General features: G+C 58.2%; 15 protein-coding genes. 8 read left to right on the forward strand and 7 right to left on the reverse strand.

The genetic code is table 11. The annotated features are described in order from the left end of the window. Positions 1-105: 105 nt before the first annotated feature. The 7 genes from dapE to map form a co-directional block, all read right to left on the reverse strand. Positions 106-1,236: a succinyl-diaminopimelate desuccinylase gene (gene dapE / locus LPW13_RS04900; RefSeq protein ID WP_230438316.1), complete on the reverse strand. Its 1,131-nt coding sequence runs from the start codon at positions 1,234-1,236 to the stop codon at positions 106-108. A 441-nt stretch (positions 1,237-1,677) separates the two neighbouring features. Beyond that, positions 1,678-2,709 carry a 2,3,4,5-tetrahydropyridine-2,6-dicarboxylate N-succinyltransferase gene (gene dapD / locus LPW13_RS04905; RefSeq protein WP_230438317.1) on the reverse strand — a complete coding sequence of 344 codons (1,032 nt, stop codon included), beginning with the start codon at positions 2,707-2,709 and terminating at the stop codon, positions 1,678-1,680. A gap of 51 nt (positions 2,710-2,760) precedes the next feature. Then, entirely contained in the window at positions 2,761-3,105 is a 345-nt protein-coding gene (locus tag LPW13_RS04910; protein ID WP_230438318.1) for an ArsC family reductase, read from the reverse strand. Positions 3,106-3,173: 68 nt separating this feature from the next. Then, entirely contained in the window at positions 3,174-3,857 is a 684-nt protein-coding gene (gene nth, locus LPW13_RS04915; RefSeq protein WP_230438319.1) for an endonuclease III, read from the reverse strand. A 12-nt stretch (positions 3,858-3,869) separates the two neighbouring features. After that, positions 3,870-5,045 carry a succinyldiaminopimelate transaminase gene (gene dapC / locus LPW13_RS04920; RefSeq protein WP_230438320.1) on the reverse strand — a complete coding sequence of 392 codons (1,176 nt, stop codon included), beginning with the start codon at positions 5,043-5,045 and terminating at the stop codon, positions 3,870-3,872. A gap of 30 nt (positions 5,046-5,075) precedes the next feature. Further along, positions 5,076-7,802, reverse strand: a complete 2,727-nt coding sequence (locus LPW13_RS04925; protein WP_230438321.1) for a [protein-PII] uridylyltransferase — start codon at positions 7,800-7,802, stop codon at positions 5,076-5,078. A 79-nt stretch (positions 7,803-7,881) separates the two neighbouring features. Beyond that, positions 7,882-8,652 carry a type I methionyl aminopeptidase gene (map, locus tag LPW13_RS04930; RefSeq protein WP_230438322.1) on the reverse strand — a complete coding sequence of 257 codons (771 nt, stop codon included), beginning with the start codon at positions 8,650-8,652 and terminating at the stop codon, positions 7,882-7,884. 470 nt (positions 8,653-9,122) lie between these two features. On the opposite strand from map, the gene rpsB reads away from it, so the two are divergent. From rpsB to rseP, 8 genes are all read left to right on the forward strand, one after another. Beyond that, positions 9,123-9,875: a 30S ribosomal protein S2 gene (rpsB, locus tag LPW13_RS04935; protein WP_230438323.1), complete on the forward strand. Its 753-nt coding sequence runs from the start codon at positions 9,123-9,125 to the stop codon at positions 9,873-9,875. Between the two features lie 127 nt (positions 9,876-10,002). After that, complete coding sequence (gene tsf / locus LPW13_RS04940) at positions 10,003-10,866, forward strand: translation elongation factor Ts (protein WP_230438324.1); 864 nt, start codon at positions 10,003-10,005, stop codon at positions 10,864-10,866. A 337-nt stretch (positions 10,867-11,203) separates the two neighbouring features. Then, positions 11,204-11,941 (forward strand): UMP kinase, encoded by a 738-nt coding sequence (gene pyrH, locus LPW13_RS04945; RefSeq protein ID WP_230438325.1) that lies wholly within the window; start codon positions 11,204-11,206, stop codon positions 11,939-11,941. Beyond that, a complete protein-coding gene (gene frr / locus LPW13_RS04950; RefSeq protein WP_230438326.1) occupies positions 11,938-12,495 on the forward strand; it encodes a ribosome recycling factor in 558 nt (185 codons plus the stop codon). Before pyrH ends, frr begins: the two co-directional genes overlap by 4 nt. Further along, positions 12,495-13,265 (forward strand): polyprenyl diphosphate synthase, encoded by a 771-nt coding sequence (gene uppS, locus LPW13_RS04955; protein ID WP_230438327.1) that lies wholly within the window; start codon positions 12,495-12,497, stop codon positions 13,263-13,265. Before frr ends, uppS begins: the two co-directional genes overlap by 1 nt. A gap of 34 nt (positions 13,266-13,299) precedes the next feature. Continuing rightward, entirely contained in the window at positions 13,300-14,145 is an 846-nt protein-coding gene (locus LPW13_RS04960; RefSeq protein ID WP_230438328.1) for a phosphatidate cytidylyltransferase, read from the forward strand. 73 nt (positions 14,146-14,218) lie between these two features. Further along, positions 14,219-15,460 carry a 1-deoxy-D-xylulose-5-phosphate reductoisomerase gene (ispC, locus tag LPW13_RS04965; protein WP_230438329.1) on the forward strand — a complete coding sequence of 414 codons (1,242 nt, stop codon included), beginning with the start codon at positions 14,219-14,221 and terminating at the stop codon, positions 15,458-15,460. 10 nt (positions 15,461-15,470) lie between these two features. Continuing rightward, a complete protein-coding gene (gene rseP, locus LPW13_RS04970; RefSeq protein ID WP_230438330.1) occupies positions 15,471-16,829 on the forward strand; it encodes an RIP metalloprotease RseP in 1,359 nt (452 codons plus the stop codon). Positions 16,830-16,882 lie beyond the last annotated feature (53 nt).

Consider the following 16,882-nt stretch of genomic DNA (forward strand, 5'->3'; position numbering starts at 1 on the left):
GTATGGGCGGGAAGGGGATAGCCTCCATGCCGCCCGTGTCCCATTGGAGAATACTACGGGCGACAAGTTTGTGAAACATCTCACGTTTGTGGTGATTGGCTGTGTTTACTCGGCCAGCAGACCCGCGAGTATCTCCCGATACATGTCTTTTATCAGGTCGAGATCTTCGGCTTTTACGCACTCATCCACCTTGTGAATGGTGGCATTGACCGGGCCGAGCTCCACCACCTGTGCGCCGGTAGGGGCGATAAAGCGGCCGTCTGAGGTGCCGCCGGCGGTGGAGAGTTCGGTATCGCGGCCGGTGACCTTTTTGATCGCGGCCTGTGCGGATTCCACCAGAGGCCCTTCTGCGGTCAGGAAAGGCTGGCCGGAGAGATTGAAGTGGGCTTCATACTTCAGGCCGTGCTTGTCAAAGATGGCGCGGGCGCGTTGTTCCAGTTGTTCGGCGGTGGTTTCGGTGGAGAAGCGCCAGTTGCATACTACCTTTACGTCACCGGGGATCACATTGGTAGCGCCAGTGCCGCCATTGATGTTGGAGACCTGGAAGCTGGTAGCGGGGAAGAAGTCATTGCCCTGGTCCCACTCTTCTGCGGCGAGTTCCGCCAGTGCCGGCGCGAGCTTGTGGACGGGGTTTTCCGCCAGGTGCGGGTAGGCCACGTGGCCCTGAATGCCGGATACGGTCAGTTCGAGACCCAGAGAACCGCGACGGCCGTTTTTGATCACGTCGCCGGCGAGGGTGGTGCTGGAAGGTTCGCCCACCAGGCACCAGTCGATTTTCTCGCCTCTTTCCTCCAGCCATTCCACGACTTTCACGGTACCGTGTTTTGCGGGGCCTTCTTCATCACTGGTGATCAGCAGGGCGATGCGGCCTTTGTGGTCGGGGTGGGCGGCGACAAATTCTTCGCAGGCGACGACCATGGCGGCGAGAGAACCTTTCATATCGGCAGCGCCGCGCCCGTACAGCATGCCGTCGACGATTTGTGGCTCAAAAGGTGGGTATTGCCAGTTCTCTTCGGGGCCTGTGGGGACGACGTCGGTATGGCCGGCGAAGGCGAACAGGGGACCTTCTTCGCCACGTACGGTCCAGAAGTTGTCGGTATCGCCGAAACGCAGGTGCTCGGTTTTGAAGCCGATTTTTTCCAGACGTTCTAGCATCAGTTCCATACAGCCGGCATCTTCCGGTGTGACGGAGCGGCGGCGGATCAGTTCTTTGGTCAGTTCTATTGTTGGAGTCATTCTATGGCCCTGAGGTTTTGGGAAGCACTGTTCCTGTTGGGGGGCGGTTTTGCTGGCGATGGCTTCTCGCGAGACACGCCGTGAACCCATCCATGGGGGCTCTTCTAAAACGTCCCTGTTTTAGAAGGTCTCGCGAGAAGCCATCGCCAGCAAAACCTTCGCGCTAAATTTCACATTATTTTCCAGTCTCGCTAGTACAGACCCGGTGGTAGAGGCCGAAGCCAAATTGCCGGGGCAAAGACAAAGCGCCAGGGGGAATGTTTCGGAACCGTCGGCGACAGGGACGTCGCCGCCGGAGCGTACAGGGATGTATTCACAGCGTTTCCGAAATATTCCCCCTGGCGCTTTGTCGTCACTGGGCGAGGATGCCGCGAGCCCGGTGGGAAGGTATTACAGGGGAAAGGGTGGATGCACTGGCACATACCCACCCTAGCGTGCCACTCAGTTCTTGTGGAGCTCTGAATTAAGTTCAACCGCACTCTTGTTGGTCAGGCATTCCACCGCGCCGGTGGAGGAATTGCGACGGAACAGCAAGTCGGATTTTCCGGCCAGGTCGCGCGCCTTAACGGATTCTGCAACCTCACCCTTGTCATCCAGCACCGCCACCTTGGTGCCGGAAGTAATGTACAGACCGGATTCCACCGTGCAGCGATCACCCAGGGGAATACCGGTACCGGCGTTGGCGCCCAGCAGGCAGCCTTCACCGAGCGAAATCACGATATTGCCACCGCCGGAGAGGGTGCCCATAGTGGAGCTGCCACCGCCGAGGTCGGAGCCCGCACCCACGAAAACGCCCGCGGAAATACGACCTTCAATCATGCCCGGGCCTTCAGTGCCCGCATTAAAGTTCACGAAGCCCTCGTGCATGATGGTGGTGCCTTCACCCAGGTAAGCGCCGAGACGTACGCGGGCGGTATGGGCGATACGTACACCCTTGGGCACGACGTAGTTGGTCATTTTGGGGAACTTGTCCACGCAGGAAACTTCCAGCAGTTCGCCTTTCAGGCGGGCTTCCAGCTGGCGCTGCGGCAACTCTTCCAGATCGATTGCGCCCTGGTTGGTCCAGGCTACATTAGCCAGCTGACCAAACACGCCGTCCAGCTTGGTGCCGTGGGGCTTGACCAGGCGGTGCGAGAGCAGGTGCAGCTTCAGGTAGGCCTCTGGCACGGACTGAGGGGCATCATCGGTGTGCAGTACGACGGCTACCAGCGGGCGCTGGCTACCGGCAAACTGGCGCAGGATGGTTGCTTGCTCACTGGCACCGGCGCTTTCCAGTTGATCGGCCAGCGGTTGTAGCTGGGCTTCTTCCAGAGCGATGGCGTGGTTGCCCTCATTGACATTCAGCGCACCGGTGACGGCGCTGGCAATTTCTTCTGCCGGGTTCAGCAGCGGTTGCGGAAAATAGACCTCCAGCCATTCGCCCTTGCTGTTGCAGGTGCCGACGCCGAAGCCGATGCTGTATACGTTACTCATGTTGTTTCCTTGTCGTGAGTCTGAATTTGTTCAGGGAATTATCGGGCGCGCTTACCGGACAAAGTCGGCGTAGAGATCCGCTTTGAAACCGAACAGGGTCTCGCTGCCCCTGGTCATTACCGGGCGTTTGATCAGGGTGGGCGTTTCCGTGGCGAGTGTCAGGGCGCTGCTATTGTCCATAGTATTTTTCTGTTCGTCGCTGAGTGCGCGCCAGCTGGTGGAGCGCCGATTCAATACCTGTTCCCAGCCGGATGCTTCGAGCCATTGGGCGAGGGGAACACTCTCCATACCGTTTTCGCGGAAATCGTGAAAGGTGTACGCCACGTCATTCTGCTCCAGCCACTTGCGGGCCTTTTTTACGGTGTCGCAATTCTTGATGCCGTAAAGGGTGATCATCGTGCTTCCTGTAATTCTTGTTTCTGTGAGTCTTGTTCGGGTAAAACTGGCGTTCGGGCTGAATAGATTCAAGCCTTCCTGGTTTTCTTGGGTTTTTTACGTGCGGGATAGCAGGTGGTGCAAATCTCACACACAGTGCCATCGCAGCCGCGCGCCGAGCAGTACTCTCGGCCGTAGAAAATGAACTGCAGATGTAGCTTGTTCCACTTATCTCTGGGGAACAGGCGCTTCAGGTCTTTTTCTGTCTGCGCCACATTTTTACCGGAGGTCAGTCCCCAGCGCTGGGCGAGGCGGTGAATGTGGGTATCCACCGGAAATGCCGGGTGGCCAAATGCCTGCGCCATCACCACGCTCGCGGTCTTGTGACCGACGCCGGGCAGTGTTTCCAGTGCCGCCATATTTTCCGGTACCTGACCATGGTATTCGTTGACCAGGATTTCCGACAGTTTCTGGATAGCTTTGGATTTTTGCGGTGACAGTCCGCAGGGGCGAATGACCTCGCGAATTTTCTCCACCGGCACCTTTGCCATATCGTGCGGATTGTCTGCCAGCTCCCACAACCCGGGAGTGATCTGGTTAACCCGCTCGTCGGTGCACTGCGCGGATAACAGTACGGCGACCAGCAATGAGTAGGCATCGAAATGGTCCAGGGGGACCGGAGTCTCCGGGTACAGCGCTTCCAGCCGGTTGAGCACGTATTCCACGCGCTCGGCCTTGAGAAGATTTCTGGGTGGGGTTTGCACTTCACTCATCGGGGCTGTGTCTCATTGACAAAAGCGGCGGATCCGCTTCGCCGCTTCAATACATTCATCCAGGGTGGCTACCAGGGCCATACGCACATAGGTAGAGCCTGGGTTGACGCCTTCCGATTCCCGCGCGAGATAGGCCCCGGGCAATACTGTGATGTGTTGCTGGCGGAACAGTTCGCGGGCAAAGGTTTCACCGTCGCCAACCCTGGGCCAAAGGTAAAAGCTCGCCTGTGGTTTTTCTACCTCGAGACAGCCGTCGAGAATCTCCAGCACTGCGTCGAACTTCTGACGGTAGAGCGCCCGGTTTTCTTTAACATGCTGCTCATCCTGCCAGGCGGCCATGGACGCGAACTGGGTCGGTACCGGCATGGCGCAGCCGTGGTAAGTGCGATAGAGCAGGAATTTTTCCAGGATGTCCCCATCACCGGCGACAAAACCGGAGCGCAAACCCGGCAGGTTGGAGCGCTTGGACAGGCTGTGGAATACCACGCAGCGACGATAATCGTCGCGGCCGAGTTCCGCGCAGGCCTGTAGCAGTCCCACCGGTGGATTGTCCTCGTCGAAATAGAGCTCGGAGTAGCACTCGTCCGAGGCGATGGTGAAATCGTGGCGGTCTGCCAGTGCGATCAGGTGTTTCAGATCATCAATATCCAGCAATGCGCCGGTAGGGTTGCCGGGAGTGCACAGGTACAGCAGGTCACACTGTTGCCAGACAGATTCTGGAACGGCGGCGAAGTCCGGTTTGAACCCGGTTTCCACACTGCAGTTGATAAAGTGCGGGGTGGCACCGGCCAGAAACGCGGCGCCCTCGTAGATCTGGTAAAACGGATTCGGCATCAGCACTTTTGCGCCGGGGGAAACCACTGCCTGGGCGAAGGCGAACAGGGCCTCACGGGTACCATTGACCGGGATTACTTCCCGTTCGGCATCGATCGTTTGCAGTTTGAAACGGGTCTGCAGCCACTGGGCAATAGTCTCCCGCAGCGCTTCCAGCCCCCTGGTCACCGGGTAGGCGGCGAGTTTGTCGAGGTTTTCGATCAGTTCGTCACGCACAAAGGCCGGCGGCGTGTGTTTGGGTTCGCCAATGGAGAGGGCGATATGCTCGAGGCTCTCCGGTGGTTGCAGTCCGTCCTTGAGTTTTGCCAGCTTGGCAAAGGGGTAGGGCTGCAGTTGTTGCAAATTCGGATTCATATTATTGGTCTGTGTCCGTACGGTTGTTGATCAGGGTTGCGGTGGCAACGTGGCCTGATGCGCGTCCAGTTCCTGACAGATGGCCTGTTCCAGGGTTTCAATCAACTGCGGATCGGTAATGGGTTCGTCGTCCGCCCCGGTGATATGGAAAATATCTTCTACCCGCTCGCCCAACGTGGAGATCTTGGCGTTGTGTAGCCGCAGATCGTGGGTCAGGAAAATACGCGCAATCCGTGCCAATAGCCCAGGGCGATCGGCGCTGATGATTTCCAGTGTGCTGTGGATGTCCTCCGGCTCGGTGGAAATATGCGCCTGGCTCGGCAGGTGGAACATTTTCAGGCGGCGCGGTGTGCGGCGCTTGATGACCTTCGAGTAGTCTTCTACCAGTGCCAGCTCTTCCTGCAGGGTATTGCGGATCTGCTCCAGGCGGTGGGGTTCGTCCAGCAGTGGTTGGCCGGATTCGTCCAGCACGTAAAACGTATCCAGGGTGTACCCGCCGGCGGAGCTGTACAGGCGCGCGTCGTGAATGTTCAGGTTGAGCATGTCGAGGCCGGTCACCACGGCTGCGAACACATTGGGCCTGTCCTGGGTGTACACAAACACTTCGGTGGCGCCGTCGTGTTCTCCGGGGCCGGAGTTTCGGGTCAGTACCAGCGTGTCGCGGTCGGGGTCGCGTTGGGGGTCCTCGTGCAACTGGTAAATCGCGGCGGTGTGCCAAGTGATATTGTCGGCACTCTCGCGAATGAAATAGTCCTCGCCCATTTCCGACCAGATATCTTCCACCGCGTTGCTGGGCAGCCCCATGGCGCGCAGCATGTTGCGTGCCTGGGCCTGGGTTTCAACGTAGATCTCATCGCGATCGATGGGGTTTTCCAGGCCGCGGCGCAGGGCGCGTTGGGTGTGCTGGTAGAGTTGGCGCATCAGGCTGGCGCGCCAGCTGTTCCAAAGGTCGGGGTTGGTTGCATTGATGTCGGCCACAGTGAGCGCGTACAGGTAATCCAGATGCTCGCGATCACCGACCGTGCGCGCAAACTCGTGTACCACTTCCGGGTCGGAGATGTCCTGCTTTTGCGATACCGCGCTCATCAACAGATGCTTTTCCACCAGCCAGCACACCAGGCGACGATCCCGTGCGGGCAGGCCGTGGCGGCGACAGAAGGCATCCGCGTCGACAACCCCCAGCTTGGAGTGGTCCCCGCCGCGGCCCTTGGCAATATCGTGGTAGAGACCGGCGATATACAGCAGCTCGGGTTTGCGCATGCGGGCAATGATTTCCGCCGCCAGTGGGTATTTCTCCCAGGCATCGTCGCCGCGGAAGCTACGCATGTTGCGTACAACCTGGAGTGTGTGCGCATCCACCGTATAGATATGGAACAAGTCGTGCTGCATCTGGCCGGTAACGCGACCGAACTCTGGCAGGTAGCGCCCGAGGATGCCGTAGCGAGTCATGCGGGTCAGTTGCGTGGACAGGCCACGGGGGCTGCGCAGCAACTGCATGAACAGACTGGTATTTTCCGGATTGGTGCGGAACTGATCGTCGATCAGGTGCTTGTGTTCGCGAATCAGGCGAATGGTCGAGGCGCGTACACCCTGGATCTTCGGGTTCTGCGCCATCAGTACGAAGATTTCCAGCAGTGCCGAGGGGTGTTCGGTAAAGGTGCGGGTGACGGTGGCTTCAATGGTATTGCCGCGCAACTGGAAACGTTCATTGATGGGGGTGACGGGCAGGTGAGTGCCGCGTTGCAGGATGACTTCATCGAGAAACTGCAGCAGCACATCGTTCAGTTCCCGCAGCGCCATCACGATGCGGTAATAGGTGTGCATGAACTGTTCGACGGCCAGGTGGGTGTCGTTGTCCTTGTAGCCGAATTTCCGCGCCAGTTCGCGCTGGTAGTCGAACAGCAGGCGCTCTTCGGGGCGACCTGCGAGCAGGTGCAGCCCGTAGCGCACGCGCCACAGGAAGTCCTCACCGGATTGCAGGATGGCGAACTCCTCTTCGGTAAAAAAGCCCTTGCCCTGGAGTTGCTTCAGGGTACGCACCTGGAAGAAGCGTTTGGCTACCCAATTGATGGTCTGGATATCCCGCAAGCCGCCAGGCGCGTTCTTGATGTTGGGCTCGAGGTTGTATTCGGCCCCTTGCTGCTTTCCATGACGCTCTTGCTGTTCCGCATACTTGGCACTGAAGAACGCTTCCGCCGGCCAGAGGTTTTCCGGTGTCATACGCTCTGCGAGCTGTTCTCCGAGTGCGGGGTTGCCCACTACCGTGCGACATTCCATCAGGTTGGTGGCCACGGTGATGTCCTCCGCGGCCATCTCCAGGCAGTGTTCTATGGTGCGCACAGAGTGGCCGATATCCAGTTTCAGATCCCAGAGGAAGGCGACCAGCCGCTCGATATTATCAATGGCGTTCGCGTCCGGCTGTTCGCCGGTGAGGATCAGCAGGTCGATATCCGAGTGGGGGTGCAGCTCTCCGCGACCGTAACCGCCAACGGCCAGCAGGCTGATGTTGTCCGGCCAGGAAAACTGGTGCCAGGCATAGTGCAGCAGGCAGTCCAGGAACAGTGCCCGCTCATAGACCAGGGTGCGAACGTCTTCGCCCTCGCTGAAGCGTCGCGCCATATGGGTGTCGGCGGCGCCAATCGCGTCTTTGAATACTTCCAGTGCCGGCTTGTCGGCCTCGGCCAGGGCGCGGCGAAAGCGCGATTGATCGAAAAAGAACAGTGGTTTTTCGAATTGCGGAGTATTGACCAGCTGCATGGGGAGCCTGTTTCGCTAGGGTACCGCTTTGCCTGCTCGCGAACACCGCTGCAGACAGTGGGAGCGGTCCCCCGGAGTGTTAAAAGGATTCTTCGCTGCGCGCGGTAAGCACTTCCACGCCGTCACTGGTTACTGCCATGGTGTGCTCCCACTGGGCGGAGAGTCGGCGGTCCACGGTGACCGCGGTCCAGCCGTCGCGCAGTACGCGACTGCCGGGTTTGCCGGCATTGATCATGGGCTCAATGGTAAAGGTCATACCTTCTTCCAGCACCTGGCCGGTGCCCGGCTTGCCATAGTGGAGAACCTGGGGCTCTTCGTGGAAGACGTCGCCAATGCCGTGGCCGCAGAAGTCTTTGACCACGCTGTAGTAGTTCTTTTCGGCATGCTGCTGAATGATATGACCGATATCTCCCAGAGTGGTGCCCGGGCGCACGATTTCGATGGCCTTGTAGAGGCACTCCTGGGTCACCTGCACCAGGCGCTTGGCGTGGGGGGCGGCCTTGCCGACGAAGTACATCTTGCTGGTGTCGCCATACCAGCCGTCCTTGATCACGGTGACATCGATATTGATGATGTCACCTTTCTTCAGCACTTTGGACTCGGACGGTATCCCGTGGCAAATCACCTCATTGATCGAGGTGCAGATGGATTTCGGGAAGCCCCGGTAGCCGAGGCAGGCGGGGATTGCCTGCTGAGCATTGACTATGTGGTCGTGGCAGCGCCGGTCGAGCTCTTCGGTGGTGACCCCGGGAACCACGTACTCTTCGATCATTTCGAGTACTTCCGCGGCCAGGCGGCCCGCGGTGCGCATTTTTGCGATTTGTTCCGGTGTCTTTACGGCGTTACTCATGAAGGGTCCCGATTGTGTCGATGGTTTACAAGCTCTTTGTGAGGCCGCCACAGCGCTGAATCAGCGCCGGAGGGCTCTTGCGGCGCGGTATTGTAGCGGAATTGCGCTGCGGCGACATCACGGCTGCGACTCACGCCGGGGGGCGGCTGCCGATTACCCCAGTGGGTTTGGGGTGATCCCGGCGCGGGGTAGGTATGGCGTGTGGCGCGCGCGAGGCTTCCAGCGGGGTCGGTGATATGGTATAAAGCGCGCCGCTCGGGCATGTCCCGGGCAAATTCAAACCGGAGCCGGCGCAGGTCGCGCTCTAAACAAATGCCGCACATATACCGGCACATTCGCCTGGGTGTCTTCCGTGACCCGGCCCGAGAGGCCGCTTCCGGGGGATTGGCGTATGGGGTATGTGGAGGATGTAACCCGGGAAGTTGACAGCCGCAATCTGGCGTCACTTCCGATACAAACTGAGGTTAATTATGCCGCAAGTCAGCATGCGCGATATGCTGCAGGCTGGTGTCCATTTTGGTCACCAGACCCGCTACTGGAACCCGAAGATGGGTCAATTCATCTTTGGTGCCCGTAACAAAATTCACATCATCAACCTGGAGCACACTGTTCCGGCGTTCAATGATGCCCTGCAAATCATCAGGGGCATGGCCGCTCAGAAGAAGAAAATTCTGTTTGTTGGTACCAAGCGCGCTGCGCAGAAATCCATCAAAGAGCAGGCCGAGCGTGCAGGTCAGCCTTACGTCAGCAACCGCTGGCTGGGTGGCATGCTCACCAACTACAAAACCATCCGCGCTTCCATCAAGCGTTACCGCGACCTCGAAGCGCAGTCTCAGGACGGCACCTTCGAGAAGCTGACCAAGAAAGAAGCCCTGATGCGCACCCGCACAATGGATAAGCTTGAGCGCTCTATCGGTGGTATCAAGGATATGGGTGGTCTGCCTGACGCGCTGTTCGTGATCGACGTTGAACACGAGCGTATTGCTATCCAGGAAGCCAACAAACTGGGTATCCCGGTAATCGGCGTTGTCGATACCAACAGTAACCCGGAAGGTGTGGACTACGTTATTCCCGGCAACGATGACGCCATTCGCGCCATCAAGCTGTACACCACTGCCGTAGCTGACGCCGTTGTGGCGGGCACTGCAGAAGCTGGTGGCGGCGCTGCTCAGAGCGAATACGTTGAAGCCAACGAAGACGACCAGGCAGCTGCGGACTCCTGATTTTCAGGTGTCAGCCACAGGCTGCTGGCGGTGTAACAATTCTGAGTTACGCTGCAGGGAAAAGGGGCCGTGATACTGGCCCCTTTTTTTCAAATCCAACAAAGAATTTGAACCCGAGGATTTAATCATGGCGATTACCGCGTCAATGGTAAAAGAACTGCGCGAGCGTACCGGCCTGCCAATGATGGAGTGCAAGAAAGCACTGACTGAGGCCGATGGTGATATCGAAAAAGCGATCGAAGATCTGCGCAAGGCTTCCGGCCTGAAGGCTGCCAAAAAGGCTGGTCGTACCGCCGCAGACGGCGTTGTGGCAGCCAAAGTTGCTGAAGATGGCAGCTACGGCGTGTTGGTTGAAGTGAACTCTGAAACTGACTTCGTTGCCCGCGATGAAAACTTCCAGGCCTTTGTTGCCCAGGTGGTCGACAAGGCTTTCGCTGATCGCCAGCAAGACGTCGCTGCGCTGATGGAAGGCGAGCTGGAAAATGCCCGTGAAGCACTGGTTCAGAAAATCGGTGAGAACATCGGTGTGCGTCGTATTCAACTGGTTGAAGCGGCGAATGTTGGTGCATATGTGCACTCCAATAACCGTATCGCTGCCATTGTTGCCCTGAGCGGCGGTGAAGGCGAAGTGGCTCGTGATGTTGCCATGCACGTAACCGCGGTTAACCCGCAGGTTACCAAACCGGAAGATATGCCTGCTGATGTGCTGGAAAAAGAAAAAGACATCATCAAGGCGCAGCCGGACATGGAAGGCAAGCCTGCTGAAATCGTCGAGAAGATGATGGGCGGTCGTATCAAGAAGTTCCTGAAGGAAAACAGCCTGGTGGAACAGCCTTTCGTCAAGAATCCGGATGTTACCATCGGCAAGCTGGTTAAAGACGCCGGTGCCGACGTATCCGGTTTTGTTCGCTTCGAAGTAGGCGAAGGCATCGAGAAGGAAGAAGTGGATTTCGCTGCAGAAGTAGCAGCACAGGTCAAATCCAGCTCCTGATGCTCAATAACCGGCTGCATCGCAGTCGGTTCAGCGGGGTGCTCCCGGTGTGTTCTCTGGAATGCCATCGGGGCGCCCCGCTGTAGTATCTGGCCTCCGGTAAAATCTGTATGTTGTTTTGTACAAAAAGTGTGCGACCGGCTGATGGATAGGTCGAATATACAGTGGTGGGGCCTTCTGGACAGGAGGCTGCTGAATAACCTTTTGCGTGCTCAGGGTTATTCGGCAGTCTGCTAGGTAAAACGTCGAATTTGTTGTAATGTTCGGCGGGCGTGAACCGGATTGGTGGTTCCGTCTCAGCACAGTTATTGGCCCATGAATGGTTGAGGAACAAAGGATGCCAGGTATTAAAGACCGCAAGTACAAGAGAATCCTGCTAAAACTCAGCGGAGAAGAGCTGATGGGCGAACAGGGGTTTGGAATCAGCCCCAAAGTGCTCGATAAAATGGCACTGGAAATCGGCCAGCTGGTCGGGATCGGTGTGCAGGTGGGTCTGGTAGTTGGCGGTGGTAACCTGTTCCGCGGTGCCGCGCTGCACGCGGCAGGACTGGATCGCGTGACCGGCGACCATATGGGAATGCTGGCTACGGTGATGAATGCGCTGGCCCTGCGCGATGCGCTGGAGCGCTCGAATATCTCTTCCCGGGTAATGTCTGCTATTCAAATGAGCGGTATCGTCGACCACTATGACCGTCGCGCCGCGATCCGTTATCTGGAGCGTGGTGAAGTTCTGATCTTTGCCGCTGGCACCGGTAACCCCTTCTTTACTACGGACTCTGCCGCCTGTTTGCGCGGTATCGAAACCGATGCGGAGCTGGTTCTGAAGGCCACCAAAGTGGACGGAGTCTACTCCGCGGATCCGGTGTTGGTGCCGGATGCAACCCGCTATGACCGCCTCACTTTCGACGAGGTGCTGGATAAAAAACTCGGTGTAATGGATTTAACTGCAATCTGCCTTTGCCGGGAGCACAATCTGCCCGTGCGTGTGTTCCGCATGGATAAAACCGGTGCTCTGCTCAACATCGTAGTGGGTGGAGAAGAGGGCACACTTATTGAAGAGGATGTGAATCAGTGATTGACGATATCAAGAAAGAAGCCGAAGGGCGCATGCAAAAAGCTCTGGACGCCCTGGGCGCTAACTTCAATAAAATCCGTACTGGTCGGGCACACCCGAGCATTCTCGACGGTATCCACATTTCCTACTACGGTGCCGACTCGCCGCTTTCTCAGGTGGCGAACATCAACGTGGAAGATGCACGCACTCTTACGGTGACACCGTGGGAAAAGCAACTGGTGCCGGAAATCGAAAAAGCGATCATGAAATCCGATCTGGGGTTGAATCCCAGCACCGCGGGCGCGGTGATCCGTATTCCGATGCCTATGTTGACGGAAGAGACCCGCAAGAACTTTATTAAGCAGGCGAAAAGTGAAGCGGAAAATGCGCGCGTATCCATTCGCAACAATCGCCGCGACGCCCTGGCTGAAGTCAAGGCACTGCTCAAGGACAAAGAAATCTCCGAAGACGACGAACGTCGCGCGGGAGATGAGATCCAGAAGTTGACTGACAAATACGTAGCCGAAGTTGAAAAAGCGCTGTCGGCAAAAGAAAAGGATCTGATGGAAATCTGATGAGTGCTGGAGGTAGTAGTGTGACAGCACCGCAAGGGCCGCGCCACATTGCCATTATCATGGATGGTAATGGTCGCTGGGCGGCGCGCCGGGGGCTGCCACCTTCCTCCGGGCATAAAGCCGGCGTGGAGCGAATTCGCGACCTGATTGAGGCGTGTAAGAGTCGGCGTATCGAAGTGCTTACCCTGTTCGCATTTTCCAGTGAAAACTGGCAGCGGCCGCCGAAGGAAGTAGAGCTGCTGATGAGCCTGTTTCATTCTTATCTGCGCCGCGAGGCGCGCAAGATGAAAGAGCAGGGGGTGCGATTGCGTGTGATCGGCCGCAGGGATCGCTTTTCTGCCCGGCTGCAGCGGGCCATTGCCGAAGCGGAGGAGATGACCGCGGATGGCGCTGCCGGAACCCTCGTGATCGCCGCAGACTATGGCGGTCAGTGGGATATTGCCGAGGCGGCCAGGTCGCTGGCAGCCGAGGTTGCCGCGGGTGAGCGAGACATCGATTCCATAGACGAGATGGCGCTCTCCGAGCGGGTGCAATTGGCGGATTTACCACCGGTGGACCTGTTGATTCGCTCCAGTGGAGAGCAGCGTATCAGTAACTTCATTCTCTGGCAGGCGGCGTACAGCGAGTTCTATTTTACTGAAACCCTGTGGCCGGATTTCGGAGAACAAGAACTGGATGCCGCGCTGGCAGCCTACCGCAAACGGGATCGCCGCTACGGCGGTCGCGATGAGGGCGGGCGCAGTGAGGGTGGGCTGGAAGCGCAAGCCTGAAACCGCGGCTGCGCGAACGAATAAGGGTAAAACGGTGCTAAAACAAAGAATAATTACCGCGCTGGTGTTGGTAGTCCTTTTTCTGGGGTTGCTGTTTCTGGTGCCCATCCAATGGTTCGCTATTGCGGTAGCGGCCATCATTCTTCTCGGTGGTTGGGAGTGGGCCAACCTTTCCAATCTCAATCGTGCGTTGCGGTTTGTGTTTCTTGCCGTGCTCGGTGCAGCCCTAGTGGGATCTGCGGATTATGTGTTCCAGATGGATTTTGCCCATCCGGATATTGGCCATACCCGGCAGATCCTGGCGGTGGCCTGTGGCTGGTGGGCGCTCGCGTTCCTTTGGGTGCAGGGGTATCCCGCCAGTGCCATGCTGTGGGGTAATCGTTGGGTGCGTGGCCTGATTGGCCTGGTTGTCCTGGTACCGGCCTGGTTGTCCGTGGTGATTCTGCGCGGTCTCGATCACGGTGCCTGGTTGGTGCTGTTCGTGGTTGCGGTCGTGGTATTCGCCGACGTGGGGGCCTACTTCGTCGGTCGCAAGTTCGGCAAACGCAAGTTGGCGCGCGAAGTGAGCCCCGGTAAGTCCTGGGAGGGCTTTTTCGGAGGCCTGGGCGCCTGCCTGGTTCTGGCGCTGACGGTGTCGATTCTGTTTGAGCTGCCGATGAAAAACACGGTGCTGTTTTCCTTTGGCGTGTTGGTGACGGCACTGGCATCGGTGATTGGTGACCTGGTGGAGAGTATGTTCAAGCGCCACCGCGGTATCAAAGACAGCAGCCGAATTCTGCCGGGGCACGGCGGTATCCTGGATCGCCTGGACAGCCTGACCGCGGCGTTACCGGTGTTCACCATGGCCGCATTGGCCAGTGAGCTGCCCAAGTATCTGTGAGGGACCTCTGTGAAACCTGTGACAGATACGGGTTGTTGGTCGCAGTGCCCCGCTTTCTGAGGTAAATAAATTCATGCAAACCCCCTCCGTGCAACGCGTCTGTGTGCTGGGTTCCACCGGATCTATCGGTGTGAGTACTCTGGATGTCCTCGCCCGCCACCCACAGCAATACTCAGTATTTGCATTAACTGCCCGCGAGCGGGTTGCGGAGCTCGCACAACAGTGTCGGCAGTTCACTCCCCGATATGCGGTGGTTTTGGATGAGGGGCGAGCGGAAAAGTTGCGGGGGTTGCTCGCCGAGGCGGAGTTACCCACTGAAGTGCTTTCCGGGGTTGAAGGGCTCTGCCAGGTGGCGGCAGACTCTCAGGTGGATGTGGTAATGGCGGCCATCGTTGGTGCAGCGGGGCTGCGTCCTACACTGGCGGCGGTCGAGGCAGGTAAAAAGGTGCTGCTGGCGAATAAAGAGTCACTGGTGATGGCTGGCCCGGTGTTCATGTCCGCGTTGGCAGAGAGCGATGCGCAGTTGTTGCCCATCGACAGTGAGCACAATGCCATATTCCAGTGCCTTCCGTTTCCCTGCGAAGACCTGAATGCCGCCGGTGTCGAGCGTATTCTGTTGACCGGCTCCGGGGGACCATTTCGTTCTCGTCCTGTCTCAGAGCTGGGGGCGGTCACGCCAGATGAGGCCTGTGCTCACCCTAATTGGTCCATGGGGCGCAAGATTTCCGTGGATTCTGCCACCATGATGAACAAAGGGTTGGAGTTTATCGAGGCGTGCTATCTGTTTCACGCTCAACCAGCCGAAATTCAGGTGGTGGTGCATCCTCAGAGCATTATCCATTCCATGGTGCAGTACCGGGATGGCTCTCTGCTGGCGCAGATGGGCAACCCGGATATGCGGACGCCCATCGCCCATGCGCTGGCGTTCCCCGAGCGCATAGACAGTGGAGTGCCCGCGCTTGACCTGATTGCCCAGGGGCGATTGGATTTTGAGGCCCCGGATGAGGCGCGTTTTCCCTGCTTGCGTCTCGCTCGTGAAGCCGTTGAAGCGGGTGGCAGCGCGCCAACCTGCCTCAATGCCGCCAATGAGATTGCTGTGGAGGCCTTTTTGCGCGGTGAGCTGGCATTTACCGAAATTCCCACCATCATCGATGAGGTGATGAAATCCACGGAAGTTGTTGAACTGACCGGCCTGGAAGCAGTCGAACTGGCTGACCGGAATGCCCGTGACCTGGCTCAGCAGGTACTGGCGAGGATTCAGGCAGGTTCGCCTCAGCCGGCGAGTGGGCAACGCTCCGAATCGAGATCAATATAAAACGGACCACATGCTAGATTTTCTACAGACCGCGATTTGGGCCCTGGTTGCACTCGGTGTCCTGGTAAGTTTCCACGAGTTTGGTCACTTTCTGGTGGCGCGCCTGTGTGGCGTCAAGGTGCTGCGTTTTTCTGTCGGCTTCGGGCGCCGGCTGGTCTCCCGCTACGACCGCCATGGAACCGAGTTTACTATCTCCGCCATTCCGCTCGGAGGCTACGTCAAGTTTCTGGACGAGCGCGAGGGGAACGTGTCACCGGAAGAGCTTGATCAGGCGTTCAACCGCAAGTCGGTGTGGGCCCGCATGGCCATTGCTGCTGCCGGTCCGGTGGCCAACTTTCTGCTCGCTATCGTGCTGTTCTGGGGGGTATTCCTCGGCGGCACTTCCGGCCCTGTACCGGTGGTTGGTGAAGTGGAGGCGGGCAGTCTCGCGGCGATGGCTGGCCTGGAATCGGGCCAGGAGATCGTTGCTGTGGACGATCGGCCGACGCCAACCTGGCAGGCGCTCAACTGGCGCCTGGCTAACCGCCTTGGCGACTCCGGTGAAATCAAATTCTCCGTACACTATCCAGACTCGTCTCTTGAGTACCATATGTACGCAGATGTCGACCGCTGGTTGTCTGGCAAAGAAGTGCCGGATCCGCTGGAAGAGATCGGGGTCAAATTGTGGACGCCGCCGGTGAGCATGAAACTCTCGCAGGTGGTGCCGGGCAGCCCTGCTGCTGAGGCCGGGTTTGCGGCCGGGGACGAAGTTGTTGCAACGGACGGGCAGGCGTTTGAGACGTGGGATGCCTGGACTGCCTATGTGCGTGCGCGGGCCGGTGAGCAGATCGATGTCACGGTATTGCGCGACGGTCAGCGGCAGACGCTCGCGGTGACGCCGGCAGAAACTACACTCGATACTGGTGAGAAAATTGGCCGGATCGGCGTTGCTCCGATTGGGGCTTCCTGGCCGGAAGAGATGGTGCGCCGCTATCACTATGGGATTGGCGCGGCCCTGGTGAAGGGGTTGCAGGAGACCTGGAGCAAGACGCTCTTTACCCTCAGTAGCCTGAAGAAGCTGCTGTTCGGGCAGGTCTCCACCAAGAACTTGAGTGGCCCTATCACCATTGCTAAAGTGGCCGGCACTTCGGCGGACGCCGGCTGGCAGTCATTTCTGTCATTACTGGCTCTGCTGAGTATCAGTCTCGGGGTTCTCAACCTTTTGCCCATCCCGGTTCTCGACGGTGGTCATCTCCTTTACTACGGTATTGAGGCGGTCAAAGGGTCGCCGGTTTCCGAGCGGGTGCAGATGATCGGCCTGCAGGTGGGGATGGTGATGGTGCTCTGTATCATGGCGCTGGCGCTATATAACGACATTTTACGACTGTAGTACGGAATGCCGCGGACATTCTGCGGTCTGACCTGTACAGCCTCGAGGGCCGA

It is taken from the genome of Microbulbifer celer, from assembly GCF_020991125.1.
In the GTDB taxonomy this organism is placed as follows: Bacteria; Pseudomonadota; Gammaproteobacteria; order Pseudomonadales; family Cellvibrionaceae; genus Microbulbifer; species Microbulbifer celer.

Coding starts and splice junctions, on each gene's coding strand:
- ispC (WP_230438329.1), top strand. CDS start 14,219: ATGCAAACCCCCTCCGTGCAACGCGTCTGTGTGCTGGGTTCCACCGGA.
- rpsB (WP_230438323.1), top strand. CDS start 9,123: ATGCCGCAAGTCAGCATGCGCGATATGCTGCAGGCTGGTGTCCATTTT.
- tsf (WP_230438324.1), top strand. CDS start 10,003: ATGGCGATTACCGCGTCAATGGTAAAAGAACTGCGCGAGCGTACCGGC.
- rseP (WP_230438330.1), top strand. CDS start 15,471: ATGCTAGATTTTCTACAGACCGCGATTTGGGCCCTGGTTGCACTCGGT.
- nth (WP_230438319.1), bottom strand. CDS start 3,857: ATGAGTGAAGTGCAAACCCCACCCAGAAATCTTCTCAAGGCCGAGCGC.
- map (WP_230438322.1), bottom strand. CDS start 8,652: ATGAGTAACGCCGTAAAGACACCGGAACAAATCGCAAAAATGCGCACC.
- LPW13_RS04925 (WP_230438321.1), bottom strand. CDS start 7,802: ATGCAGCTGGTCAATACTCCGCAATTCGAAAAACCACTGTTCTTTTTC.
- LPW13_RS04910 (WP_230438318.1), bottom strand. CDS start 3,105: ATGATCACCCTTTACGGCATCAAGAATTGCGACACCGTAAAAAAGGCC.
- pyrH (WP_230438325.1), top strand. CDS start 11,204: ATGCCAGGTATTAAAGACCGCAAGTACAAGAGAATCCTGCTAAAACTC.
- dapE (WP_230438316.1), bottom strand. CDS start 1,236: ATGACTCCAACAATAGAACTGACCAAAGAACTGATCCGCCGCCGCTCC.
- dapD (WP_230438317.1), bottom strand. CDS start 2,709: ATGAGTAACGTATACAGCATCGGCTTCGGCGTCGGCACCTGCAACAGC.
- uppS (WP_230438327.1), top strand. CDS start 12,495: ATGAGTGCTGGAGGTAGTAGTGTGACAGCACCGCAAGGGCCGCGCCAC.
- dapC (WP_230438320.1), bottom strand. CDS start 5,045: ATGAATCCGAATTTGCAACAACTGCAGCCCTACCCCTTTGCCAAGCTG.